Source organism: Pseudalkalibacillus decolorationis, assembly GCF_024609785.1.
Taxonomy (GTDB): Bacteria; Bacillota; Bacilli; order Bacillales; family Fictibacillaceae; genus Pseudalkalibacillus; species Pseudalkalibacillus decolorationis.
Map to the genome: position 1 here is coordinate 1 of NZ_JANHJQ010000005.1, position 24,267 is coordinate 24,267.

Sequence of the window (24,267 nt, forward strand, 5' to 3'; positions counted from 1 at the left end):
TCCCGTATATAAGTTTTCGGGGCTCCATCCCTTCAGCCATTTGGTTTTCGGCCCACTGTCTTGCTGTCTACGCTTAAAGATAGGAGTTACCTCCAACCCTCCAAGACTCGCTACAGGTGAATGGCTAGTTCTTACCTGATGGGGTTCCCACCCATTATGGAATATCACCTATGCTCGGACGCTCTATACTTTCTTAACGTGAAAAAAAGGATTGACCCAATAACGAGTCATCCTTTTTCGAGCATTCTTTTATTTATTCTACAGTCTTTGATACTAATAAGTTTGTAAGACTATCGATTACCCCTTTGTTTTGCTCCTCACTACCGACAGTGATTCTGACACAGGTAGGAAATCCAAGTGCGTTGCCTGACCGGACGATATAACCTTGTCGCAGTAAATATTGGAAGACCTCATCCCCTTGTTTCGTTTTAAAATCTATTAAAATGAAGTTACCCTGAGAAGGATAATAGCTAAGACCATGCTGATCACAAAATTGTTCATACAAAACCATTCCTTCACGGTTACGGGCTTTACACATCTTAAGGTAATCAAGATGATCGAGCGCTGTGATAGCCGCTCTTTGGGCAACTCTAGATGTATTGAAGGGTTCACGAACAGGATCGACGACCTGAATTAAGTCCTCATGAGCTACACCATATCCAATCCTTAACGAAGCAAGACCAAATGCTTTTGAAAACGTCCGCAAAACAACGAGGTTCGGGTATTCCCGTTGTAATTCAATCGTGTCAGGGTAGTCTGGTGCATCGACATATTCACAATACGCCTCATCACAAGCTACGATAACATCGCTTGGAACACAATCTAAGAAAGAAACAAGCTTGTCCTTTGGAATGTACGTACCTGTTGGGTTGTTTGGTGTACAAAGCCAAACAATCTTAGTGTCCTTATCAATCGCTTTATACATTTCATCAAGATCATGATCTCCATTCCCATTCAATGGGATCTCCCGGATTTCTGCTCCTTCAATTACCGAATTATGACGGTATTGAGGAAAGGTTGGTGTTGCCATTACTGTATTTGTACTCGGACTAAGATACGTCCTACAAAACATCTGCACAACTTCATCCGATCCATTCCCGAATAAAATTTGCCGTGCTTGAACGCCAAGATGCCGGGAAAGTTTCTCACGAATTTCAGCTGCGTAACCGTCGGGGTAAATGGACACCCGATCAAGCTCATCCATAACGGCTTCTTTAACAGCCGGAGCACATCCAAATGGATTTTCATTCGAAGCTAGTTTAATCACGGAGGTCAGACCAAGTTCTTTCTTAACTTCTTCAATTGGCTTTCCTGGTTGATACGCCTTTAAGGTCAAAATTTGTTCTTTTGCTTTCATTCTAATACACCTCACAACCCTAAATGTGCAGCGGTTCCATCCTAGGAAGAAGTGTGTGTTCAAAAGGCGAACGATCTAGAGCTAATACGGTTTTGGGTATGGTAGAGTCAGTTGCTTACTTTTTGAACACCTTCTAATAGGAGAGAACGTACAAAATTTCTAAAAGATTCCTTCCAATCTTGTGTTTCTGCCTTACTTGATCCGGCTCTTAGCTCATCAGCCTTTCGGATTAGTGAACTGCCAATGATTACCCCATCACATAGTTTACTTATTTCATTGAATTGTTCTGGGCTTGAAACTCCAAACCCTAACGCAACAGGCACATCAGAATGCATGCTAGCTTCCTTCACCATTCGCTGAATCTCCGGGTGAAATACACTTCGTTCTCCTGTTACACCTAGCGAAGATACACAATATAAAAAGCCTTCAGCACTTTGAGCAATTTTCACTAAACGCTCTTGAGAAGTCGTAGGTGCAATAAGCGGGATATAACTTATATGATGTGCTTTACATAAATTTCGGATGGACTCACTTTCTTCAAATGGAAGGTCCGGAACAAGCATTCCATCAACACTATATCTATTCATTAAGTCGACCACATGCTGTTGTCCTAATTGTAGCAAAAGATTGTAATAAGTAAATAGAACAACTGGAATGTGTAATCCTTCTTCTCGCATCTTTCCAATCATTTGAATAGCCTTCTCTAAGTTCATGCCACTTGTAAAAGCACGTTTGGATGCCTCCTGAATCACAGGTCCATCCGCAAGCGGGTCGGAATAAGGGATTCCGATTTCGAGTACATCGGCCCCCTCTTCTTGCAAGATAAGAGCGAGATCAATAGTATCTTTTTCAGTGGGATCGCCCGCCATCAAAAACGGAATGAACAAAGGTTTTTCCGAAGATTTAATACAATCAAACCGATTCATCTTCTTCTCCTCCTTTAATAATTTTAATCAGGGTAGAGACATCCTTATCTCCTCTTCCCGATAAACAAATAACGATTGTTTCATCTCGTCCACGTGAAGCCGCTTCTTTAAATCCCTGTGCAAGGGCATGCGCGCTTTCGATCGCGGGTAAAATCCCTTCTTTTTCAGAAAGAAATTGTAACGCTTCAATCGCTTCCGCATCAGTAATTGTATGATAGGTAGCACGACCACTCTCCGATAAATGAGCATGTTCAGGTCCCACCCCAGGATAATCGAGTCCAGCTGATATGGAATAGGGTTCAGTGATTTGTCCAAAGGAATCCTGCATCAAATAGGTCATTGAACCGTGAAGCACTCCAACGGTACCTTTAGTAATAGATGCAGCATGCTTTTCTGTTTCCGTGCCGAGTCCAGCCGCCTCTACACCAATCAACTCTACCGGGTCATCGAGAAATGGATGGAAGATGCCCATCGCATTACTCCCACCGCCAACACAGGCTATAATTGTGTCAGGGAGTTTATTTAATCGATCCAACATTTGAGACCTCGTTTCTATACCGATAATGCGTTGTAGATCGCGGACGATTGTCGGATAAGGATGAGGACCAACAACGGAACCGATACAATAAAATGTATCCTGAACCGCTCCAGCCCAATAACGGATTGCTTCATTTGTCGCATCCTTTAACGTCATGCTCCCACTCTTTACAGGGATAACCTCCGCACCAAGCAATTGCATCCGAAATACATTCAAGGACTGTCTGTGAACATCCTCCTCCCCCATGAAAACCTTACAGGATAACCCATATCTTGCACACGCGGTTGCCACTGCAACACCATGTTGACCAGCACCAGTTTCTGCAACCACCTTTGTTTTGTTCATCCTTTTTGCAAGAAGAACTTGCCCGATCGCGTTGTTGATTTTATGTGCACCTGTATGATTCAAATCCTCTCTTTTCAAATAAATACTCGCACCTCCAAGCTGTTCCGTACAATTTTGCGCGTATGTTAGTGGAGTAGGACGCCCAGAGTATTCAACAAGTTCGTGTTCAAGTTTTTCCAAAAAACTGGAATCTTCCATTGCCTCTTTAAATGCTTTTTCTAGCTCTTCAAGAGCGAACATTAACGTTTCGGGAACAAACTGTCCCCCAAATTGACCGAAACGTCCTTTTTTCTCATTCGGAATCGTTGTTTCCATAGTTTCTCATCCTTTCAATAAGAAGATTAAACAAGGTTGGGTCTTTACTAGAACCTTTTTCTATTCCACTCGATAAATCAATACCATCAGGACCATACGATAAGCATTCTGAAATATTGTCCGGAGTAATTCCTCCAGCAATAAAGCATCGTTTTTGTAATAACTTCGCAAGCTCTTTGTAGGAAGGGATCGATTGCCAATCAAAACGACATCCTGTACCACCGCTTTTCCCGTCGATTTTCGTATCGATTACAAATCCATCAACGAAACTAGCGTATTCCTTCATCATTGCACTTGTATTTTCACTATGCGGGATCGCTTTCCAAATTTCTATATCCAGTTTCTGTGCACGAATTTGGTCGATTAATTCGTTCTGCTCGTTTCCGTGTAACTGGATTACATCAATCTTCACCATTTTACAAACACGAATGATCTCTTGAATTGTCGGGTTAACGAAAACAGCGACATGATGGATGTTCGATTGAACCTTAGAATCACTCACTACAGAGCAGATATGTTCAGGTGTTACTTGCCTTTTACTTGGGGCAAAAACAAATCCGACATAATCGATATCTCCTTGAACAATAAGCTCATAATCTTCAACAGTCCGGACCCCACACACCTTTATCGCACTCATATTGAAGCTTGCTTCCTAAATAGCTCTGTTATCGCACTACTAATCTGTCTTGATTTCATTAACGATTCTCCAACTAATACAGCAGACGCACCTGCCTTTTTAACAAATTGAACGTCCGTTGAAGTATGGATACCACTTTCACTAACAAATGGAATATCATTGGGTACAAGCTGTGCGATTTTTAATGTGTTTTCAAGATTCGTTTCAAACGTTTCCAGGTTACGGTTATTGATACCGATAAGATCAGGTGTAAAACACGATAGGACCCTTTCAAGCTCATCAACAGTATGGACCTCAACAAGCACCTCAAGTTCTAGATGTTGGGCATACTCGTAAAGTTCTTTTGCCTTGGTACCTGAAAGAGCGGCTGCGATTAAGAGGACAGCATCCGCTCCGATTGCTTTACTTTCTTCGAGCTGAATCGGTTCAATAATAAAGTCCTTCCGTAAAATCGGCACATTTACTGCTGCTTTAATCCTTGTCAAGTAGGTGGGATCCCCTTGGAAAAAGGTTTGATCGGTTAAAACTGAAATTGCATCAACTTGACTTGCCGCATATTCTTTTGCGATTTCAACGGGTTCAAAATCTGTTCGAATGATCCCTTTCGAAGGTGAAGCCTTTTTCACTTCAGCAATAAGAGCAACTTCTCTTGACCGGTTCTTAATAGCATTGATTAGAGAACGATGTTGTTGTTGAACGACTTGCTCAGGCTTCAATAATTTTGCAATCTCCGTGCGTTTCACTTCTAAAATCTTATCAAGCATAGACACGTTGCGCCCCCCTTGCCATTTGAAGGTAATGGTTCATTACCTTACCAGATTTAATTGCATTTTTGGCAAGCTTTACACCTGATTTAATCGAAGTGACTTTGCCAGCTGCAACAAGTCCAACTGCTGCATTTAGGATAACAATTTCACTTGCAGAGCGGTTTGCTTTGCCAGCGAAGATATTCTTAATTAAATCAGCACTCTCAGAGGGTGTTGAAATTGCTAAATCTTTTAGATTTCCTTTTTCAAGGTCCACCTCTGTTGGATCAATGATGATTTTTCTAATCGCATCGGGTGTAACTTCAAGAATCGTTGAACTTGTTGTGATGGAGCATTCATCGAGTCCATCATTACCTGTCACGATCATTACCTTCTCCATTCCAATTCGCTGAGCTACAACAGCCATTTTCTCCGCTAACACCGGATCGGCAACACCAAGCATTTGTCGTTGACAGGCGGCAGGATTACATAGTGGGCCTAATATATTAAACACGGTTCGAAAACCGATTTCTTTTCGAGGTGCAACGGCATACTTCATCGCTTTATGATACTGCGGTGCATAAAGGAAACACATCGAAACCTCGTTCAGTGCCTTCAGTGCTTCTTCTTGACCGAGTTGAATCGGAATATTCAAGTACTCAAGTACATCCGCACTTCCGCTTTTCGATGAAAATGCTCGATTACCATGCTTCGCCACTTTTACATTAAGTGATGCCATGACGATCGCTGCCGCTGTCGAAATATTGAATGTTCCCGCACCATCACCGCCAGTTCCACATGTATCAATCACGTCTTCAAATGGTGTTGAAAAGCTTGTCGCATGCAATCTCATCGAACGAACAAAACCAGTCAGTTCATCAATTGTTTCTCCACGTACCCGCAACAATGTCAATAGACTTGCAATCTGGCTTTCCGTAGCGGCTCCAGTCATAATGTCGTCCATAAGTGCCGTTGCTTCGGATTCGGTGTACGTTGCACCCTCTATTCCTTTACTCAGTAGTTGTTTAAACATGATTTTTCTCCTTTCAATCATTAAATCCAATTTTATTTGTAAGATCATGCTTTGGATTGAAAAAAGAAGTTCATGGTGGAACGTTTTCCGCTTTTCTTATAATGTCTAGCTCCTGCGCCCAGGTGCTCGAGGTCGCTTCGATTCTTTCACAAACACAAAGGGCGTGTTCTGTTGCAGAATCTCCAGCGCTTGCACTCTCAAGCATAAGGGCAACTAAGGCAACCGCTTTCGCACTGCTCGGCGCTGGCCAAGTTTTCTTTATCGCACCTAAACAGGGCGCTTCCGCTTTTCTTACAATGTCTAGCTCCTGCGCCCAGGTGCTCGAGGTCACTTCGATTCTTTCACAAACACAAAGGGCGTGTTCTGTTGCAGAATCTCCAGCGCTTGTCGCACCTAAACAGGGCGCTTCCACTTTTCTTACAATGTCTAGCTCCAGCGCCCAGGTGCTCGAGGTCGCTTCGATTCTTTCACAAACACAAAGGGCGTGTTCTGTTGCAGAATCTCCAGCACTTGTCGCACCTAAACAGGGCGCTTCCGCTTTTCTTATAATTTTTTGAAAAAAAGTATGGATTTTCACGGCTCTATCACACTCCCTTTGTTAAAAGAGAAAATCTGATAGAGTTGAGGTTAAGCTATGAGGTTTAATTTTGTGGTTGTTATTGAAGAAAGGGCTGAAACACCAAAAACTCCCATGGACAAATAGAGGCCATGGGAGACTATCTCTTATCATTTCTCAACCCTATTGCTCGCCTCAGCTCATTATTAAACTCAACTCTGATCCTAACTCTACTCAGCTCTCAAAAACTTAACTTTATACTAGTAAAGATCCATGAAGATGTCAAGAAAATTCACACATTCTTGCTCCAAACATTGAAATCATTGAGTTCATGCAACAGATCGTGCTCAGATACTTTCTCAAGTGCAACCTGTTCGAAACCATTATATAAAACCATTCGAATTGTTTGATCTCTATTTTTCTTATCTTGTCTCATTTTCTCTAGTAATAATTCCGGTCTTCCAAGCGTTGGGTTCCAAATGGAATAACCTAAGCTTTTGATCCATGGAACGATGTTCTTTGGAATCAACGCTTTTCCGTATCTCTTCTCACTCAATCGCATCGCAAACAGCATCCCGATCATGACTGCTTCACCGTGTGCAATGTTTTGATATCGACTTTCAGCTTCAATCGCATGTCCTAACGTATGTCCAAAGTTCAAATAAGCACGAACTCCAGATTCGTGTTCATCTTCTTGCACAATGGCACCTTTGATACCGATGGCTTTTGAAACAGCATAAGAAAGAACCGTTTTATTCTCAATAGGTAGTCGTAGAACGTTCTCATTAAGATAATCGAAAAGCTCTTTATCCCGAATGAATGAAACCTTCAGGATTTCTGCAAATCCGGATCGCCACTCTTTCGGCGTCAGGCTTGTCATAAACGCCAAGTCGTATAGCACAGCCTCAGGTTGATAGAAAGCTCCGATCAAATTTTTCCCGATTGTATGGTTAACTCCTACTTTACCCCCAACACTACTATCGTGGGCAAGAAGGGTCGTTGGTACTTGAATAAACGGTACCCCTCGTAGTAATGTTGAAGCCACAAAACCTGCTAGGTCTCCGACAACACCTCCACCTAGTGCGATTATGACCGACTTTCGATCAAGCTTCTTTTTTAATGCATGGGTGATTATTTTTTCATACTCCCGAAGCGACTTGCTCGTTTCCCCAGCTGGTATCACCCATTCATGAACAATAAAATCGTTGAGAAGATTTTTGACTTGCCCTAAAAATAAAGGAGCGACGTTACTATCCGTTATGATCAAGATCGTCGAAACGTTTCTACTATGTAGAACATCTGGTAATAGCTGTGACGCTCCTTCTCCGATGGTAACGGAATATCTCTTGAATTTTGTATTGATGTCTACGGACTTCACTTTAAAACTCCCTTGAATATAAGGTATATTGATCAAAATTCGACTTAATGCGGTCAATTGATTCATCGCCAAATTTCTCAGTCAATGCTTTTGCCAATTCCCAAGCTACAACAGCTTCGGCTACAACACTCGCAGAAGGGACTGCACAACTATCAGACCGTTCGATGCTCGCAGAAAATGGTTCTTTTGTTTTGATATCTACGCTTTGCAGTGGTTTGTAAAGTGTAGGGATTGGTTTCATCACACCCCGAACAATTATCGGCATTCCATTGGTCATCCCACCTTCAAAACCACCGAGGTTATTTGTTCTTCGGTAATAACCTGCTTGCTCATTCCAAAGAATTTCATCGTGTACCTCACTACCTGGTTTCCCTGCTGCAGTAAATCCAATTCCGAACTCGACCCCTTTGAAGGCATTGATGCTTACTATTGCTGCTGCTATTTTTGCATCAAGTTTACGATCGTAATGAACATGACTTCCAAGACCAATCGGAACCCCCTCCACAATTACCTCTACAACTCCTCCAATCGAGTCACCGTTAGTTTTCGCCTGGTCAATTGCATTTATCATCTTATCCTCTGCATTGCGATCAAAACAGCGGACAGAGGATTCTTCCGTCACTTTTTGCAGCTCAACAAGAGATTGAAAACTTTGATTCTCTGCTTTAATTCCACCAATCTCAACTACATGGCCTGCGACACGAATTCCAAATTGGTTTAAAAACGCTTTGGCCACCGCTCCACAAGCTACTCGTACAGTCGTTTCTCTAGCAGACGAACGTTCTAAAACATTTCTCATATCTTGATGGTTGTATTTAATTGCACCATTCAGATCAGCATGTCCTGGACGTGGTTTCGTAATTACCCGTTTCATTTGGTCCGCTTCTTCTTCAGAAATTGGGTCACTGCCCATAATTTTCTGCCAGTGCTCCCAGTCTTTATTAGATACGGTCAATGCGATTGGTGCACCAGTTGTCTTACCATGGCGAACTCCACCAACAATATTGACGGTATCTGTTTCTATTTGCATTCTCCGCCCTCGGCCATAGCCCTTTTGTCTTCGTCGTAGGTCATAGTCAATCATTTCCCGAGTCAACTCAAGATTAGAAGGGACTCCTTCAATAATTGTTGTAAGTTGTGGTCCATGTGATTCTCCAGCCGTTAAATAACGCATTGCAATAACCCCTTCACCTTATTCACACTGTCAGCCTAGTTTACAAATGGAACTTCTCAATAGGAGTTCCAAAGTCGCTGAATCGGTATCTATATGGACATCTTCTCATAGAAGAAAGTCGAGACAGATTGAAACCCATACTGCTTCGGGTTAAAAATTTGTTCTGTACTCCCAACGTATAAAATTCCACCTGGTCGCAGTGCTTTGCTAAATTTTTTATACAGATGTATTTTAGCCTCTTCAGTAAAGTATATCAATACATTGCGACAAATGATAAGGTCAAAGGTATTTTTGTATGAATCAGCGAGAAGGTTATGTTTCTCAAATGTTATTTTTTCTTTTAGACAATTTTCGACTTTATAGCCAATACCATCTTTTTTAAAATATTTTTCCTTATTCTCATTCGGAACCTCTTGGAGAGCCCGTTCTAAATAATAACCAAGTTCTGCCCGCTTTAATGCTAGTTCATCAATATCAGTAGCTTGAATCGAGTAATTTTCTTTAGGTAGTAGTCCTTCCAAGATCATAGATAGAGTATAAGGTTCCTCACCTGTTGAGCAAGCAGCGCTCCAAGCATTAATTGTTTTTTTTGATTGGAGTAACTTTGGCAGCAATTTTGTTTCAAGAACCTCCCACCGCGATGGATTTCTGTAGAACTCAGATACATTGATCGTCATCCGCTCCAAAAGTTCATCTACTAATTCATTCTTTGTTTGCATGTCCCCAAAATAATCTCGGAAGCTAGCATACCCCTTTTTATCTCGTAATGAGGTTAAACGACGTTTCATTTGTGCTTCTTTATACAAGCTTAAGTCGATGCCTGTTTGATTTTTTATTTGTGTTGTAAAAAAAAGATAATCCTGATCCATTTTATGCTCCTCTATTTTCACGTTAAAAACCCCTATTCTTTCATTCATTTTTTATATCGGGTTACTTGTCTCTATGTTTATTGCGAAAAAGGCAAAGATATGTAAAGAAAACTTGGTAAAGCCAAGCCTTTGGCGCCGGCTGAGCCTTAGTTGCGCTTATACTATAGAAAGTATTTTTATACTTTCTTAACATGTCAAAAAAACTGGCTCAAACGGAATCATCCGCTTAAGCCAGCCTCACAAATTATGCTAGTTCAAAAAGTCTTTACTAGAACTTCATTCAAAGAATTATACCCACTTATCTATAGATTTATCATAAGTAACAAGCTCTTCCTCATTAAAGAACAAGCTAATTTCACGCTCAGCACTTTCAGGTGAGTCAGAACCATGAATAATGTTTTGGCTTACTTGTACGCCGTAATCACCGCGGATTGTCCCTGGTGCTGCGTCTACAGGGTTTGTTTTCCCCATCATGTTACGAGCTGTAGCGATTACATTTTCACCTTCCCAAACCATTGCAAAAACAGGTCCAGAAGTAATAAAGCTTACAAGTTCTCCAAAGAAAGGACGCTCTTTATGTTCACCATAATGATTTTGAGCGAGATCTTCGCTGATCACCATTAGTTTTCCGCCTGCTAGTTTAAAGCCTTTCTTTTCAAAACGATTAACAATTTCACCGATTAAGTTACGTTGAACACCGTCGGGTTTTACCATTAGAAACGTTTTTTCCATGTAAAGCTCTCCCATTCTATGTATGAATTTTTTCGGACATTCGAGTTCGTCTACCTATCCGAAATCGATTTTACCAAACTTTAACCGTTTTCACAACATTCTCAGTTATCTCGGTTGCCAATATATTCAGCAATTTGCAGCAAAGCTTTTTTGGAGCGGCTGTTCGGTAAAGGTTCTAATGCATCGTAAGCTTTCTGTAGATAGCGATCAGCAACCCATTTTGACTTTTCAATTGAATCATTGTTATGAATATTGCGGATTAAACCATTAACAGCTTCACGACCTATTGGTTGATTTTTACACGCTTGTGCCAATTGTTTAGTAAACATCGGATCTTTCATTGCAAAAAATACAGGTAAGGTGATGTTACCTTGCTGGAGATCACCGCCTGCAGGCTTACCCAACTGCTTTTCTGTACCAGTAAAATCAAGGATGTCATCGGTTATCTGAAAGGCCATCCCAACATAATAACCAAAACGTTTCAAGTGTGAGAGGGTATATTCGTCTGTATCGGAGGCAAGTGCACCAAGCTCACAACTTACGGAAATCAATAGTGCTGTTTTTCGTTTAATTCGTCGTAAATAATTTCGCACATTCTGTTCAAGGTTATATTGATCCCTAATTTGCTCAATTTCACCAAGGCTCATCTCAACAATCGCTTCAGAAAGTACCCTGTGTGCTTTTGTATTATTCAAATAAGTGATGTATTCAATCGATCTTGCAAAGATATAATCTCCTGTATACATGGCCACTCGATTATCCCATTGCGCTTTAATCGTTGGTTTGCCTCGGCGAAGTGATGCATCATCAATTACATCATCATGCACGAGGGAAGCCATATGTATTAATTCCAAAGCAACTGCAGCACGCTTCACACGGTCAATATCATATTGCCCAAATTGAGCAGATAACAAAACAAAAACTGGGCGAATTCGCTTCCCCCCTGCTTTCAGAAGTTGACTAGACGCTTCTTGCAAAATGGAATGTTGTGCTTCAATCGTTCGTTCTAAATCCTTTTCGACCATTGAAAGATCGTTGCGTAAATGCGAGTAGATTGTTGTTAATTTCATAATTTCACCCTGACCCTATCATTAAAGCTTTTCCTATTAGTGAGTGTTCAAAAAGGAGGATAAAAAGAACCGAGAAGTTCGAGGCGTGAAAATCTCGAGGACCAGAACGTATGCTATTAATACGTGAGGACCGGAGAGATCGAACAACGAAGAAATTCGACAGTTATTTTTACCGGACTTTTTGAACAACCTTATTTAGGCTTGTTTCCGATATGAGTGGCAGCTACTCCCCCAGAATAAGCCTTTATCTGTACATCTACAAAGCCAGCTTCCCGAAACCGTTTCGCTAACTCATCTCTTCCTGGAAAGTCTTTAGCTGATTCTTGAAGCCACGAATATTCGTGGTAGCTTTTCGCAAACATCCTCCCTAACAGGGGCATTACGTAACGAAAATAGCCGGAATAAAATTGGCGGAAGACAGGAATCGTTGGTTGAGATGTTTCTAAACAGACGACCTTTCCGCCCGGTTTGACAACACGATACATTTCCCGTAACACTTGTTTAAGATTAGGAACATTTCTTAATCCAAACCCAATCGTGACATAATCGAACGAATCGGTATCGAACGGAAGTTCCATCGCGTTTCCATGCACAAGGGTAACGTTAGAAAGCTGATGCTTTTGTACTTTCTCTTGTCCAATTTTCAACATATTCTCACTAAAATCCAAGCCATATGCCTTTCCACTCGAACCGACCGTTTTTGCCATTGCAATTGTCCAATCAGCTGTACCGCAACAAACATCTAGACTGATTGATCCAGATTGAACATTCATTCTCTTCATCGTATCTTTTCGCCAAGCGATATGACGTTGGAAACTGATGATAGAATTCATCGTATCGTAGTTTTTATAGATGGATTCGAATACTTGATGGACACGCTGTTCTTTCGTATTAGGTTGCATACCTTTACCCTTCTTCCACATATCTCTCCATACGAAGCCCTGATCTGTCGATGTATTGTTTCATCTTTTGATCCAATAACCCATACATTACAGGCTCTTCTGACCAAAGTTTTTCTAAACGGTTCTTAGAATGAAAGAGATACCCGTCTACTATTTCTAGAATTTGTTGCTTGATCCCATTCCAGTTTGACTTTGAACGAGTAAGCTGATGGGAAATTTTCTTAGCCATCGGTGTGAAATCATTATTCATTATGCTTGTCCGTTCATTTAATAGTCTTTTCATAAATAAAAACTCATCGGCGATCCCCTTCCACAGAGGAAGATGAAGATGATCAGCTGTTTTTAGAAGTATCGTTGATTCAATGCGATGAAGGTTTTCCATCGATTTCTCAATCGATTGTTGTTTATTTTTATAAAATTGCATTTTATTTTCATTAATTTCCTGAATCGCCTGTGCAAGTGTGCGAATCATCGAAAGGTCTTTAATCTCTGACAGTAAGTGATAATACCAACTGCTATAATAGTCTCCGGCTAATACTGTAAGCTGTCTATTCTTTACATCGGCATCTTCTATTACATCATGGAGGGTCACTTTCTCATGGGTATCAAGGGCGATTTGCACAAGCATTGTGGATACCGCATACTGTTCTCGTTCTTCTTCACTCAAATCCTTCTCATTAAGCATGATGTGGATTAAAAGAAGTTTATCTTCATCGATAACTGGATCTTCGATGAAAAGCATCAAGTATGGGTGTTGCAGTCGTTTATTGATCTTATTCATTAAAGTTGTAATGATTCGACTCGTATCGTTGTTCTTCATTCTGCTCTGGGCCCCCACCAATTCGATGTAACCTATTAAGGCATCCTTATTATATCATAAATAGGTATTGTTCATTCGGCACAATATAGGTTATCAATGTAGTGTTTAAATAGTAGAAATTATGTACGAGAGGAAAAATAGTAGGCTTCTTACGATCGTATTAGGACGTATAAAACAACCTTATCATCTTCCTCAGTTACTCATCTAATCCTTGTCTGTTGCTATCTCACCGTGGCGTGTTTGAATAACAGCTTTTCCCCTTACTTTCACAGCTGAAGTATGCTCAGTAAATTGTGCGATCATGACTTCACCTTTATCCAATTTCTCTGAATGATGAAACCGTGTGTCAGTGCCACGTGTTAAACCGATGACGTTCACACCGTTTTCTTTGGCTTTGATCACAAAAAATTCATTCTCTGTCGACATCTTTTATTACCACCTATCCTTATGATTTAATTAAGCTCATTACTTCAGCCCTAGCAGCTTGATCGTTCTCAAAGATTCCTCTAACTGCGGATGTGATCGTTTTCGACCCCGACTTCTTAACCCCTCTCATCGTCATGCACATGTGTTCAGCCTCAATAATGACCATTACGCCATGAGGAGCAAGGGAATCCCGAAGTGATTCTGCAATTGTAGAGGTAATACGTTCCTGCAACTGTGGTCTTCTTGCAACTGCTTCTACCGCTCGAGCAAGCTTGCTAAGTCCTGTCACCTTTCCGCCCTTTGGGATGTATGCAATGTGTGCTTTTCCGAAGAATGGTACGAGATGGTGTTCACACATAGAGTAAAATGGAATATCCTTTACAAGCACAAGCTCTTCGTGATCCTCACCAAAAATCGTTTGAAAGTGTTCTGATGGATCTTGATTCAATCCCTGGAATACTTCTTCATACATTCTTGCTACACGTTTCGGAGTATCTAACAACCCTTCACGTTCAGGATCCTCACCGATCGCTTCTAAGATCATTTTTACAGCAGTTTCTATTTTTTTGTGGTCCATTTATAGGTCCCTCCATAGTTAGCGTTATCACACAGATAATAGCATACCACGCTCTATAAGAAAAGCGGAAGCGCCCTGTTCAGGTGCGATAAAGAAAACTTGGCCAGCGCCGAGCAGTGCGAAAGCGGTTGCCTTAGTTGCCCTTATGCTTGAGAGTGAAAGCGCTGGTGATTCTGCAACATAACACGCTTTTTGTGTTTGTGGAAGAATCGAAGCGATCTCGAGCACCTGGGCGCTGGAGCTAGACAGAAAAGCGGAAGCGTCCTTCTCCTAAACGCAAAAAGAAGAGCCGGATACTACCGACTCTTCCTTCAAGGCCCTATGTAAGTATTACTTTACAGCGTCTTTAAGGGCTTTACCTGGTTTAAAAGCAGGAACCTTGCTCGCAGCGATTTCGATTTCCTCACCTGTTTGCGGGTTACGGCCTTTACGTGCAGCACGTTCGCGAACTTCGAAGTTACCGAATCCGATTAGTTGAACCTTGTCTCCACTTTTCAATGTGCCTTCGATCGCTTCGAATACAGCATCAACTGTTTTAGATACGTCCTTTTTGGAAAGTTGAGTTTGCTCAGATACAGAATTGATAAGATCTGTCTTATTCATACGATTCACCTCCTCTCAAAGGGTTATACCTTGTTAAAGCGTTTGGAAATTCCTTACACATTATAACCAATTATGCTAAGAACTAACATTATGAATACGTTGACAAGCCTTATATTAAACGATATTGAACGTAAATTCAATGTTTTTTACGGAGATTTGTTTAATCACTGTAAATTATAAACATTAGAGATCAACAAAGAAGAAATTCGACAGATATTTTACCCGACTTTTCGAACAACCTCTTCTATCTGTTTTTTCATTATGGCTGAACCCGCTTAAATGTGCAAACAAAAAAGACTCCGCGGTGGAGTCCCAATTATTAAGTAGACGTTTAAACATCCTCTTATAGAATGATTGCGATTAAGCCGCCCGATCCTTCGTTGATAATTCGTTCAAGCGTTTCCTTTAGTTTATACCTAGCATTCTCAGGCATTAGTGATAGTTTCGCCTGAATACCTTCTCGAACGATTGAGTTGAGGGATCTTCCAAAGATATCTGAGTTCCAGATTGAAAGCGGATCGTCCTCAAAGTCTTGCATAAGGTATCGAACTAACTCCTCGCTTTGTTTCTCTGTACCGATAATCGGTGCGAATTCAGATTCAACATCGACTTTAATCATATGGATGGAAGGGGCGACTGCTTTCAACCGAACACCGAATCGTGATCCCTGGCGAATAATTTCTGGTTCATCCAGACTCATATCACTAAGTGCAGGTGCAGCAATTCCATATCCCGTCTGTTTTACCATCCGTAAAGCATCAGCAATTTGATCATATTCGGCTTTTGCATGAGAGAACTCCTGCATAAGCTGTAACAGGTGATCTTTGCCCCTGATTTCAACCCCTACAACCTCTTTTAGTATTTGATCATAGAGATCATCTGGTGCATAGAGGTCAATCTCTGCGATACCTTGCCCCATCTCAATTCCAGCTAATCGTGCCTCATCAATAAACTCGAAGTCTGTGAAGTTACCGACAACACGATCAACATCTCTTAGCCTTTTAATATCCCTAACTGTATCACGAACAGATTCCTCATAGCTTTGTCTAAGCCAATGTTCGTTGTTTAGAACCATAACCCAGCTTGGTAGGTTAACATTCACTTCGAGTACAGGGAATTCAAACAACACTTCTCGCAATACGTTGTTAATATCATGTTCTGTCATGCTTTCAACACTTAAGGAAAGCACAGGTATATCATGCTTTTCAGATAAATCTCTACGAAGTTTTTCCGTTTCCGGATGATGTGGATGAACAGAGTTGATTACCATAATGAATGGTTTACCCACCTCTTTAAGTTCATCAACAACTCGTGCCTCGGACTCCACATAATCATAACGCGGAATTTCTCCAATTGAGCCATCTGTTGTAACAACAACTCCAAGTGTCGAGTGTTCTTGGATAACTTTCCTTGTACCAATTTCCGCAGCTTCATGAAATGGAATTGGTTCTTCATACCATGGTGTATGAATCATACGAGGTCCATCTTCATCCTCATAACCTTTTGCACCTGGTACAGCGTAACCAACACTATCCACTAACCTCACGTTGACATCCAGCCCATCGTCCACTTTAATACTTACCGCATTGTTTGGTACAAACTTAGGCTCCGTTGTCATAATGGTTTTACCTGCAGAACTTTGAGGCAATTCATCCTGTGCACGGGCCTTATCTGATTCATTGTCAATGTTCGGAAGTACAACAAGTTCCATGAACTTTTTGATGAACGTAGATTTACCGGTTCGAACGGCCCCCACTACACCTAAATAAATATCGCCACCCGTCCGTTCCGCGATATCCTTAAAGATATCTACTTTTTCCATTCGTTCCCCTCCCCATTCCTGAGTAGTGTTTGGGTAATCTTAGACAATATATATCTATGATGTTGTCCAAAGAATATGACTGTTTCTCATATCATAGACATAATAAAACTTGGTTAATCCAAGCCTTCGTCCATTAAGGGATGGCCTAAAGGATTCTGATTCGGATACGAAAAAAGTCTTAACACGGAAAAAATCCCTCCCCTTTCTATACTTTATTGGTAGAAGGGAGGGAACATGCCTATTTTATTAAGAATTCTTAACGTATTAAAAAAACCGGTTCACCGTTTTTAACAGTATAAGGCACAGAAAATGCGGGAACAAACATTGAGTCTTTCATGAGAATATCACGAATATCGTCTCCTTTTTGATAATCGTGACTTGTATTTTGCAACGCCTGGTACAGATCCATCGAATAATCTATGTAGACATGATTTTGTTCATCTACAATTAAAGGTAGATTGTTACCAGTGAACGGACTCTTAACGAACGGTTGTTCTTCATACCCTAGCTTTGTATAGTTGAGTGTGTATCGCTTATTTGCCAGTACATCTTCAAAAGGAACAAAATCGTGCTTTTCTAAATACAGACGGATTTTCATCCGATAATCCTTTACTTTTTCAACTGTCTCTAGGTCAACAAGCTTAACTTTCGGGTCTTTCTCAACATCGATAAGAACATATTGAAAAACACCTCCATTTTGAAAAGAGTTCCCAGGCGGTTCTGGTAAATAACGAGGGATTAATTTTCCGAAATCTATTGGATATTTAATATAAATAGAGGTTTTCATGTCTCTGTTCTCAATTGGTAAAACACCTGTATCTTTACGAAAGTTTATGACCGCTTCCTCTACAGATTGAAGTTGGTCTTCATATGGAATCCGGTTTTTTTCGAGTCGCTCGTCAGGATATAAGCACCCCGTCAACACGACTGTCAATCCGGTTATTAACATGGAGAGTAATAATCGTTTCATCGTATCACCTATTTTTGAAGTCTATTCTGGTACTGGCCCGCTAAATACAACATACATAATTAATAATCCTGCAGTTATCATACATGTATACGCAAATACAGCTACAATACGTTTAATGAACCCGTTCAATTTCAAGCGACTGAACGAAATAGCCATTACAGCGATAAACATTAACCCGATCGCTGATAGCGCAATCCACATTTTAATTAATCCCTCGGACATAACGATTCCTCCTCAATATCGGGTTATATTATAGCACACTTCTGCACGATTTCCATATGTACAATTTTTTAAGAATACATACAAAAAGCTGAAGAAAAGGGGCGCCTTTCTTCAGCACGACTAAATAACCGTTCCCTACAGCAGCTCAAAAATCTCCATTCCATGTTAGTTTATGCAAGATTTATAGATACTGTATCGCTCAATCGCCTAAATCCCGTGAATTATTTCTGTTTGAACATTTTCGCGATCGAGGTCATGTCCAGAGGGATGTTTTTATTTATAATCTGATTAACGATCTGTTCTTCCTTTTCCTTGGATACCGGAATACCAGCTAGTCGAGATACTTGAGCTATCAACTGACGAATTGTCTTTTCATCTTGTAAATTGGCATTTTGTACGGAGTCAGCCAATTTAAAGATATCCGTTTTGTTTACACCGGTTTTCTTTTCAATGTCATCCATAAAGTTATTTCTGTCCATCAAAGTCCTCCTCACACGTAACATTCACCATATACTATGCAAGAGGATTGACTTCGTGTGCTTTAATGCTGGTTTTTTTCGTCTAACGCATACCGATCTGAAGTCAAGGATTGCAGATCTTCTCCTTCATGTGTCTTGCTTCGTTTCATTAAAGAGTCAACAGCTTCTTTTGGTGATTTTGAATGGAAAAGCACCTCATACAGTTCATTTGCGATTGGCATCTCTACACCTTCTTTTTGGGCAAGCTGATGGGCTGCCTTTGTCGTGCGTACCCCTTCAACAACCATCCCCATATTCTCAAGTACTTCTTCTAGGGTATGCCCTTTACCAAGCAGATTACCCGCACGCCAGTTCCGACTATGTACACTCGTACATGTGACAATGAGATCACCGATTCCAGATAACCCCGCGAAGGTTAACGGCTTTGCACCCATAAATGTCCCTAGACGGGATATTTCAGCAAGTCCGCGAGTAATAAGAGCCGCCTTTGCATTGTCCCCATAACCTAGTCCGTCTGAAAGTCCTGCACCTAGAGCAATGATATTTTTAAGTGCGCCGCCTAATTCCACACCGAGTATATCAGGACTCGTATACACCCTGAAATTTGAATTAATGAACAAATCCTGAACGTGCTCAGCAGAGCTTAAGTCTTTCGAGGAGACAGTAACGGTTGTAGGCTGTCGTAAGCTGACCTCTTCCGCATGACTCGGTCCTGACAGAACAACAACCGCCTTACGAAGCGATTCGGGTATTACTTCCTCAATAACTTCTGACACTCGTAAAAGTGAATCTGGTTCAATGCCTTTGCTCGCATGAACAATTGTTACTGGATTCTCCAATTTATCTTTCAAACTTTTTAATATTTCACGCATCGCTTTTGTTGGTGTTACAAGGATAATTGTATCAGTGTTCGATACAGCTTCCTTTAGGTCCGATGTCGCAATAATACTTTCTGGCAGTTTAATTTCAGGCAAATATTTGGAGTTTGCATGCTGAAGATTGATTTCCTCAACTTGTTCTGTACGTCTTGCCCATAAACGGACGTCAATCTCATTGTCGGCCAAAACGATAGCAAGAGCAGTACCCCAGCTACCAGCACCAATTACTGCAACCTTTTTCATCAGCCTGACACTTCCTTTCGTTGTCCAATTTTATTCTCCGTTCCTGTAAACAATCGGTATATGTTTGTTCGATGTCTCCAAATCGACAATAAACTCATAGCCAAAGCAAGCCCTAAATAGGTTAGACCATAACCGCCAAATACAGCTGTCAATATTGGTGCAAGGATCATGAACACGAGTGATCCAAGTGATACATACCTCGTTAAAACAATTGTTACAATGGCTGCTATTCCTGAAATTAAGGTAGGAATAAAAACAAGGATTGCAAATACTCCAATTGTTGTTGCGACACCCTTCCCACCTCTAAAACCGTAATAAATCGGCCAATTGTGACCAACAATCGCAAATAAACCAGCTAGGAAAGCAACCCAGCCCTGAACGCCAAGCATGTTACTTATCAAAACTGCACCTATACCTTTAGACGCATCTAGCAAAAGGACAGCAACAGCAGGACCCCACCCAAGTAATCGTAACGTGTTCGTTGCTCCAGCATTTCCGCTACCCTGTGTTCGAATATCGATTTTCTTTATCTTTTTAGCAATAATATAACTAAAGCTGATTGATCCAATCAAATAACCAATAGCAATGACAAGTAAAACGTTCATAACTTCCCCCTAGTCATTTTTTCTTCGTGCAATGATACGTATCGGTGTTCCAGTAAAACCAAACGCTTCACGTATCCGGTTTTCAATAAACCGTTTATAGGAAAAATGCAGGAGCTCTGGGTCATTTACAAACAATACAAAGGCAGGCGGCTTGGCTGCGACCTGGGTCACATAATTAATTTTTAACCGTTTCCCTTTATCAGTAGGAGTCGGGTTCATCATAACCGCATCCATAATTACGTCATTTAAGACATTTGTTTTCACGCGCATACTATGATTTTCAGCAACAGCGTCAATAACAGGAGTTAACGTGTGTAAACGCTGCTTCGTTTTAGCAGAGACGAAGACGATTGGAGCATAATCAAGGAACAAGAAATGATCTCGAATTTTTTGTTCAAATTCAGACAATGTTTTATCGTCTTTCTCAATTGCATCCCATTTGTTTACAACCATAATGACTGCTCGTCCGGCTTCATGAGCGTAACCGGCTATTTTTTTATCCTGTTCGATAATGCCTTCTTCAGCATTTAATACAACAAGCACGACATCAGAGCGGTCAATCGCTTTAAGAGCACGTAAAACACTGTATTTTTCTGTAGTCTCGTACACTTTTCCTTTTTTACGCATACCAGCTGTATCGATGATGACGTAATCCTGACCATCTCTTGTAAACGATGCATCAATCGCATCTCTAGTAGTCCCAGCAATATCACTGACAATTGCACGGTCTTTACCTAAAATTGAATTGACGAGCGAAGACTTTCCGACGTTCGGGCGTCCAATCAACGAGAACTTTATAGTTGTGTCGTCATAATCCTCTTCTGTCTCTTTAGGAAAATGCTTAATTACTGCATCTAGTAAGTCCCCAAGTCCAAGTCCGTGTGAACCTGAGATACCAATTGGCTCTCCAAAACCAAGAGAATAGAACTCATACACATCATTCATACGTTCTGGGTTATCGATTTTATTAACAGCAAGGACAATTGGCTTTTTTGAACGAAACAAAATTTGAGCAACTTCTTCATCAGCTGCCGTAATTCCTTCTCGTCCATTCACCATAAATACGATGACATCCGCCTCATCAATCGCAATTTCTGCCTGCTCTCTCATCTGTTTTAACAGTGGCTCATCACCGAGATCAATACCCCCAGTGTCGATTACATTAAATTCCCTGTTTAACCATTCGGCTGAACTATAAATCCGATCTCTTGTTACACCTGGTTTATCTTCCACGATAGCCAGTCTGTCACCAATAACCCGGTTAAAAATGGTAGACTTTCCTACGTTCGGTCTTCCTACAACCGCTACAACCGGTTTCTGCATATCATCACGTCCCTTTTTATACGCAAACCATCCTACTGCATAATTATGTATATCTAATCTGCCAGAGTTTGCAGTGTTTACCGTAAGTGCTCATTTATTTTAGCAAAAAACAGGTGGTCTCACAACAACACAATATAAATGTACATACTCTTTAAAGGTTATTGTGCCTTTCCCTTCAGATGGCTAATCGGTCGATCTATCCGTTGTTTTGCGATAGATAACATCGTTTCAATTCCCCACCAAATCAATATACTCATACAAGAGATCGCAATGATATCAAGTACATCTATAGATCCAATTATGTATCCAGGTGCGAACCCATTCATAAAAATGGAGTAACCCAGTTCTCCATGAAACACTCCAGATAAAACAATTGATAGCCTGAGATCTAATGGTTTACTAATTGTAAGAACAAGTGCAGCTATCGGGATAGAGATAAGGTATACGCGATCAATGAGAATCCAAATTGGATCGTAGATAATGAGTAAATGAATACCGATATAAACAAATGATACGAGAAAGCTGAAAAATATCGAGGTTCCAATCGTAAGAATCTTGTATTTACCAATAAAGAGATAACTGATTAGCCCAACCAGTAAAAAAGCTGCATTCATGGCATGTGCCTCAATATGCAAAGTTGTAGTTGAAAGGATAATTACTAAAAGCAGTAGGAGTGACAGCCAAAACCGCTCTGCTGATTTCTTCATAATAAATGTCGTAATCACCCAGCCAATCCATAAAAACCAATAAAAATAAGATCCATCCATTTTAAACTCCCACCTCTACAATGCTTACTAGTGCATGTTCAAAACAACACCTACTAGTACGTGTTCAAAAAGGAGGATAAAAAGAGCAGAGAAGTTCGAGGCGCGAAAAGTCTTGAGGACCGGAAGCGTATGCTATTAATACGTGAGGACCAAAGAGACCGAGCAACGAAGAAATTCGATAGCTATTTTTACCGGACTTTTTGAACAACTTCTATTAGCAGTATAGATTTGTTTATGGGAATTTAAACATACGTATAAAGCCACTCTATACTTGTTAAACTAAATGTAAAGAGGTGAGCATTGTGGGAAAAGATCGCCAGGAAAAAAAGCTTAAACAAACAAAAAGAGTTGAATCAGACAGAGACCAGCATTATCCGGGTTCTACACGGCTCGATACACCGGAAGAAGCTCGTAAAGAAAACCGAAGATAAATATTCGGGAATATTCATAAAGAGTGTATAAGAAAAGCGCAAGCGCCCTGCTTAGCCACGAAGGTCACTGGAAGACCGACGAGGAGGCTGTTGCCGCCGCAGGAGGCCTGAAGTGATCCAAGTGGTTGGGCGCTGAAGCTGGACATTTCATCCATGCCGCAAACTTTTATACTTTCTTTACTCACTAGAAAAGGCGAACGCATTTTACGTTCGCCTGACAAATCAAAGAAGGATGCTTACTTATATTTTTTAAGCTGATCTCCTATCATATCTCCAAGAGAAAAGCCACTGTTTCCATCTGTGTCTTTGCTATATTCCGGATCAATTTTAGATGGACGATTCTCTTCTTCAAGAGTAGCTCTAATACTTAAAGAAATACGTTTTTCAGAAGGGTTGATCTCAAGGACCTTCACATTAACCACGTCACCTTGAGACAAGACCTCACTAGGAGTACCAATATGGCGATTAGCGATTTCTGAAATATGAACGAGACCTTCAACTCCTGCAGCAACTTCTACGAAAGCTCCGAAAGAAACGAGACGTTTTACTGTTCCTTCAACTACCTGTCCCTTTTTCAAGGATTCACCAACGTTATCCCAAGGACCCGGTAATGTTTCCTTAATAGAAAGCGAAATTCGTTCGTTATCACGGTCAACAGAAAGTACTTTTACCTTTACATTATCCCCTTCATTCACAACTTCAGAAGGTGTCTCCACACGATGATGTGCTAGTTGCGAAATATGAACAAGACCATCAATTCCACCGATATCAACAAATGCACCGAAGTCAGTTAAGCGTTGCACAGTTCCTTCTAATATTTGACCAGATTCCAACGAATGAAGTACTTCTTGCTTTTTGGAATCCTCCTCTTCTTCTAGGACTGCACGATGAGAGAGGATTAACTTGTTATTTTCTTCGTCAAGTTCAACAATTTTCACATCTAGTGTTTGACCTTTGTACGATGAAAAGTCTTCGACAAAGTGACGTTCAACAAGTGAAGCAGGAATAAAGCCCCTTACGCCAAGATCAACTACAAGACCGCCTTTTACAACGTCTGCAATTTCAACTTCAAACGTTTTGTTTGCTTCTTTTGTTTCTTTAAGCTCAGACCATGCTTTTTCAGCAGTTACAGCTCGTTTTGACAATACTAATTCGTCTTCTGTAAGTTTAATAACCTTTAAGGTTAATGTATCTCCTTCAGACAAAATATCACTTACTTTTTCCACATGTAAGCTGGACAGCTCACTGATGGGCAGGATGCCATCCATTTTATATCCTGCATCGATTAAGGCGTGCTTCTCCTCGACCTTTGTAACAGTACCATCTACTGCATCACCTGTTTCCAAAGGTTTAATCTCAGATAACTCTTGGTTCATTTCATCAGCCATTGGCTTTACCTCCTTAAGTCTCTATGCAAAGAAAATATGTGGACCCTCCACTATTGTGGAAGAGTATGTAACAATATTCAAATTCCTTTCCTCTAACTTCTTATAAATACAGGTATTTGTCAAGTAACTTGGCCT

General features: G+C 40.7%; 27 protein-coding genes. 1 reads left to right on the forward strand and 26 read right to left on the reverse strand.

Annotation, left to right across the window (positions count from 1 at the left end):
• Positions 1-253: 253 nt before the first annotated feature.
• From hisC to NON16_RS05990, 25 genes are all read right to left on the reverse strand, one after another.
• The gene (gene hisC / locus NON16_RS05870) at positions 254-1,357 is read right to left on the reverse strand and encodes a histidinol-phosphate transaminase (RefSeq protein WP_257347683.1); all 1,104 of its coding nucleotides are present in this window, start codon (positions 1,355-1,357) and stop codon (positions 254-256) included.
• A gap of 107 nt (positions 1,358-1,464) precedes the next feature.
• A complete protein-coding gene (gene trpA, locus NON16_RS05875) occupies positions 1,465-2,283 on the reverse strand; it encodes a tryptophan synthase subunit alpha (protein ID WP_257347684.1) in 819 nt (272 codons plus the stop codon).
• On the reverse strand, positions 2,270-3,481 hold the full coding sequence (gene trpB / locus NON16_RS05880; protein ID WP_257347690.1) for a tryptophan synthase subunit beta: 1,212 nt from the start codon (positions 3,479-3,481) through the stop codon (positions 2,270-2,272). Before trpB ends, trpA begins: the two co-directional genes overlap by 14 nt.
• Positions 3,459-4,118, reverse strand: a complete 660-nt coding sequence (locus tag NON16_RS05885; RefSeq protein ID WP_257347693.1) for a phosphoribosylanthranilate isomerase — start codon at positions 4,116-4,118, stop codon at positions 3,459-3,461. Before NON16_RS05885 ends, trpB begins: the two co-directional genes overlap by 23 nt.
• On the reverse strand, positions 4,115-4,882 hold the full coding sequence (trpC, locus tag NON16_RS05890) for an indole-3-glycerol phosphate synthase TrpC (protein WP_257348056.1): 768 nt from the start codon (positions 4,880-4,882) through the stop codon (positions 4,115-4,117). The genes NON16_RS05885 and trpC overlap by 4 nt, the downstream gene beginning before the upstream one ends.
• The gene (trpD, locus tag NON16_RS05895; RefSeq protein WP_257347695.1) at positions 4,875-5,897 is read right to left on the reverse strand and encodes an anthranilate phosphoribosyltransferase; all 1,023 of its coding nucleotides are present in this window, start codon (positions 5,895-5,897) and stop codon (positions 4,875-4,877) included. The genes trpC and trpD overlap by 8 nt, the downstream gene beginning before the upstream one ends.
• A 70-nt stretch (positions 5,898-5,967) precedes the next feature.
• Complete coding sequence (locus tag NON16_RS05900; protein ID WP_257347697.1) at positions 5,968-6,474, reverse strand: hypothetical protein; 507 nt, start codon at positions 6,472-6,474, stop codon at positions 5,968-5,970.
• A 271-nt stretch (positions 6,475-6,745) separates the two neighbouring features.
• Positions 6,746-7,831: a 3-dehydroquinate synthase gene (gene aroB, locus NON16_RS05905; RefSeq protein ID WP_257347698.1), complete on the reverse strand. Its 1,086-nt coding sequence runs from the start codon at positions 7,829-7,831 to the stop codon at positions 6,746-6,748.
• Between the two features lies 1 nt (position 7,832).
• On the reverse strand, positions 7,833-9,005 hold the full coding sequence (gene aroC, locus NON16_RS05910; RefSeq protein WP_257347700.1) for a chorismate synthase: 1,173 nt from the start codon (positions 9,003-9,005) through the stop codon (positions 7,833-7,835).
• A gap of 89 nt (positions 9,006-9,094) precedes the next feature.
• Entirely contained in the window at positions 9,095-9,874 is a 780-nt protein-coding gene (locus NON16_RS05915) for a CheR family methyltransferase (protein WP_257348057.1), read from the reverse strand.
• Positions 9,875-10,162: 288 nt separating this feature from the next.
• Positions 10,163-10,606 carry a nucleoside-diphosphate kinase gene (ndk, locus tag NON16_RS05920; protein ID WP_257347701.1) on the reverse strand — a complete coding sequence of 148 codons (444 nt, stop codon included), beginning with the start codon at positions 10,604-10,606 and terminating at the stop codon, positions 10,163-10,165.
• Between the two features lie 101 nt (positions 10,607-10,707).
• Positions 10,708-11,676, reverse strand: a complete 969-nt coding sequence (gene hepT / locus NON16_RS05925) for a heptaprenyl diphosphate synthase component II (protein ID WP_257347702.1) — start codon at positions 11,674-11,676, stop codon at positions 10,708-10,710.
• Between the two features lie 191 nt (positions 11,677-11,867).
• Positions 11,868-12,578 carry a demethylmenaquinone methyltransferase gene (gene menG / locus NON16_RS05930; protein WP_257347703.1) on the reverse strand — a complete coding sequence of 237 codons (711 nt, stop codon included), beginning with the start codon at positions 12,576-12,578 and terminating at the stop codon, positions 11,868-11,870.
• Positions 12,579-12,582: 4 nt separating this feature from the next.
• Positions 12,583-13,398, reverse strand: coding sequence for a heptaprenyl diphosphate synthase component 1 (locus NON16_RS05935; protein ID WP_257347706.1), 816 nt, complete (start codon positions 13,396-13,398; stop codon positions 12,583-12,585).
• Between the two features lie 204 nt (positions 13,399-13,602).
• Positions 13,603-13,824 (reverse strand): trp RNA-binding attenuation protein MtrB, encoded by a 222-nt coding sequence (mtrB, locus tag NON16_RS05940; protein WP_257347708.1) that lies wholly within the window; start codon positions 13,822-13,824, stop codon positions 13,603-13,605.
• Positions 13,825-13,843: 19 nt separating this feature from the next.
• Positions 13,844-14,401: a GTP cyclohydrolase I FolE gene (gene folE / locus NON16_RS05945; protein ID WP_257347710.1), complete on the reverse strand. Its 558-nt coding sequence runs from the start codon at positions 14,399-14,401 to the stop codon at positions 13,844-13,846.
• Positions 14,402-14,731: 330 nt separating this feature from the next.
• On the reverse strand, positions 14,732-15,004 hold the full coding sequence (locus NON16_RS05950; RefSeq protein WP_257347712.1) for an HU family DNA-binding protein: 273 nt from the start codon (positions 15,002-15,004) through the stop codon (positions 14,732-14,734).
• A 343-nt stretch (positions 15,005-15,347) separates the two neighbouring features.
• The gene (gene spoIVA, locus NON16_RS05955) at positions 15,348-16,826 is read right to left on the reverse strand and encodes a stage IV sporulation protein A (protein ID WP_257347713.1); all 1,479 of its coding nucleotides are present in this window, start codon (positions 16,824-16,826) and stop codon (positions 15,348-15,350) included.
• 256 nt (positions 16,827-17,082) lie between these two features.
• Positions 17,083-17,796, reverse strand: a complete 714-nt coding sequence (locus NON16_RS05960; protein ID WP_257347714.1) for a hypothetical protein — start codon at positions 17,794-17,796, stop codon at positions 17,083-17,085.
• A 21-nt stretch (positions 17,797-17,817) separates the two neighbouring features.
• Positions 17,818-18,018 carry a DUF2768 domain-containing protein gene (locus NON16_RS05965; protein ID WP_257347715.1) on the reverse strand — a complete coding sequence of 67 codons (201 nt, stop codon included), beginning with the start codon at positions 18,016-18,018 and terminating at the stop codon, positions 17,818-17,820.
• Positions 18,019-18,239: 221 nt separating this feature from the next.
• Positions 18,240-18,497: a stage VI sporulation protein F gene (locus tag NON16_RS05970; protein ID WP_257347716.1), complete on the reverse strand. Its 258-nt coding sequence runs from the start codon at positions 18,495-18,497 to the stop codon at positions 18,240-18,242.
• A 62-nt stretch (positions 18,498-18,559) separates the two neighbouring features.
• Positions 18,560-19,618: an NAD(P)H-dependent glycerol-3-phosphate dehydrogenase gene (locus NON16_RS05975; protein ID WP_257347717.1), complete on the reverse strand. Its 1,059-nt coding sequence runs from the start codon at positions 19,616-19,618 to the stop codon at positions 18,560-18,562.
• Positions 19,618-20,223: a glycerol-3-phosphate 1-O-acyltransferase PlsY gene (gene plsY, locus NON16_RS05980; protein ID WP_257347718.1), complete on the reverse strand. Its 606-nt coding sequence runs from the start codon at positions 20,221-20,223 to the stop codon at positions 19,618-19,620. The genes NON16_RS05975 and plsY overlap by 1 nt, the downstream gene beginning before the upstream one ends.
• 9 nt (positions 20,224-20,232) lie before the next feature.
• Positions 20,233-21,546: a ribosome biogenesis GTPase Der gene (gene der / locus NON16_RS05985; protein WP_257347722.1), complete on the reverse strand. Its 1,314-nt coding sequence runs from the start codon at positions 21,544-21,546 to the stop codon at positions 20,233-20,235.
• 158 nt (positions 21,547-21,704) lie between these two features.
• A complete protein-coding gene (locus NON16_RS05990; protein ID WP_257347723.1) occupies positions 21,705-22,313 on the reverse strand; it encodes a YphA family membrane protein in 609 nt (202 codons plus the stop codon).
• Between the two features lie 302 nt (positions 22,314-22,615).
• Between NON16_RS05990 and NON16_RS05995 the strand changes: the two genes are divergently transcribed.
• A complete protein-coding gene (locus NON16_RS05995; protein ID WP_257347725.1) occupies positions 22,616-22,744 on the forward strand; it encodes a YpzI family protein in 129 nt (42 codons plus the stop codon).
• Positions 22,745-22,980: 236 nt separating this feature from the next.
• On the opposite strand, the gene rpsA is transcribed toward NON16_RS05995, so the two are convergent.
• Positions 22,981-24,132 carry a 30S ribosomal protein S1 gene (gene rpsA, locus NON16_RS06000; RefSeq protein WP_257347729.1) on the reverse strand — a complete coding sequence of 384 codons (1,152 nt, stop codon included), beginning with the start codon at positions 24,130-24,132 and terminating at the stop codon, positions 22,981-22,983.
• Between the last annotated feature and the right edge of the window lie 135 nt (positions 24,133-24,267).

What these genes read in the sequence shown, in the direction of transcription:
- spoIVA (WP_257347713.1), bottom strand. Translation starts at nt 16,826, where the DNA reads ATGGAAAAAGTAGATATCTTTAAGGATATCGCGGAACGGACGGGTGGC.
- NON16_RS05950 (WP_257347712.1), bottom strand. Translation starts at nt 15,004, where the DNA reads ATGAATAAGACAGATCTTATCAATTCTGTATCTGAGCAAACTCAACTT.
- menG (WP_257347703.1), bottom strand. Translation starts at nt 12,578, where the DNA reads ATGCAACCTAATACGAAAGAACAGCGTGTCCATCAAGTATTCGAATCC.
- folE (WP_257347710.1), bottom strand. Translation starts at nt 14,401, where the DNA reads ATGGACCACAAAAAAATAGAAACTGCTGTAAAAATGATCTTAGAAGCG.
- rpsA (WP_257347729.1), bottom strand. Translation starts at nt 24,132, where the DNA reads ATGGCTGATGAAATGAACCAAGAGTTATCTGAGATTAAACCTTTGGAA.
- NON16_RS05885 (WP_257347693.1), bottom strand. Translation starts at nt 4,118, where the DNA reads ATGAGTGCGATAAAGGTGTGTGGGGTCCGGACTGTTGAAGATTATGAG.
- aroC (WP_257347700.1), bottom strand. Translation starts at nt 9,005, where the DNA reads ATGCGTTATTTAACGGCTGGAGAATCACATGGACCACAACTTACAACA.
- hisC (WP_257347683.1), bottom strand. Translation starts at nt 1,357, where the DNA reads ATGAAAGCAAAAGAACAAATTTTGACCTTAAAGGCGTATCAACCAGGA.
- trpC (WP_257348056.1), bottom strand. Translation starts at nt 4,882, where the DNA reads ATGCTTGATAAGATTTTAGAAGTGAAACGCACGGAGATTGCAAAATTA.
- NON16_RS05975 (WP_257347717.1), bottom strand. Translation starts at nt 19,618, where the DNA reads ATGAAAAAGGTTGCAGTAATTGGTGCTGGTAGCTGGGGTACTGCTCTT.
- NON16_RS05935 (WP_257347706.1), bottom strand. Translation starts at nt 13,398, where the DNA reads ATGAAGAACAACGATACGAGTCGAATCATTACAACTTTAATGAATAAG.
- trpD (WP_257347695.1), bottom strand. Translation starts at nt 5,897, where the DNA reads ATGTTTAAACAACTACTGAGTAAAGGAATAGAGGGTGCAACGTACACC.
- trpB (WP_257347690.1), bottom strand. Translation starts at nt 3,481, where the DNA reads ATGGAAACAACGATTCCGAATGAGAAAAAAGGACGTTTCGGTCAATTT.
- plsY (WP_257347718.1), bottom strand. Translation starts at nt 20,223, where the DNA reads ATGAACGTTTTACTTGTCATTGCTATTGGTTATTTGATTGGATCAATC.
- trpA (WP_257347684.1), bottom strand. Translation starts at nt 2,283, where the DNA reads ATGAATCGGTTTGATTGTATTAAATCTTCGGAAAAACCTTTGTTCATT.
- mtrB (WP_257347708.1), bottom strand. Translation starts at nt 13,824, where the DNA reads ATGTCGACAGAGAATGAATTTTTTGTGATCAAAGCCAAAGAAAACGGT.
- NON16_RS05990 (WP_257347723.1), bottom strand. Translation starts at nt 22,313, where the DNA reads ATGGATGGATCTTATTTTTATTGGTTTTTATGGATTGGCTGGGTGATT.
- ndk (WP_257347701.1), bottom strand. Translation starts at nt 10,606, where the DNA reads ATGGAAAAAACGTTTCTAATGGTAAAACCCGACGGTGTTCAACGTAAC.
- NON16_RS05960 (WP_257347714.1), bottom strand. Translation starts at nt 17,796, where the DNA reads ATGAAACGATTATTACTCTCCATGTTAATAACCGGATTGACAGTCGTG.
- NON16_RS05965 (WP_257347715.1), bottom strand. Translation starts at nt 18,018, where the DNA reads ATGTCCGAGGGATTAATTAAAATGTGGATTGCGCTATCAGCGATCGGG.
- der (WP_257347722.1), bottom strand. Translation starts at nt 21,546, where the DNA reads ATGCAGAAACCGGTTGTAGCGGTTGTAGGAAGACCGAACGTAGGAAAG.
- hepT (WP_257347702.1), bottom strand. Translation starts at nt 11,676, where the DNA reads ATGAAATTAACAACAATCTACTCGCATTTACGCAACGATCTTTCAATG.
- NON16_RS05970 (WP_257347716.1), bottom strand. Translation starts at nt 18,497, where the DNA reads ATGGACAGAAATAACTTTATGGATGACATTGAAAAGAAAACCGGTGTA.
- NON16_RS05915 (WP_257348057.1), bottom strand. Translation starts at nt 9,874, where the DNA reads ATGGATCAGGATTATCTTTTTTTTACAACACAAATAAAAAATCAAACA.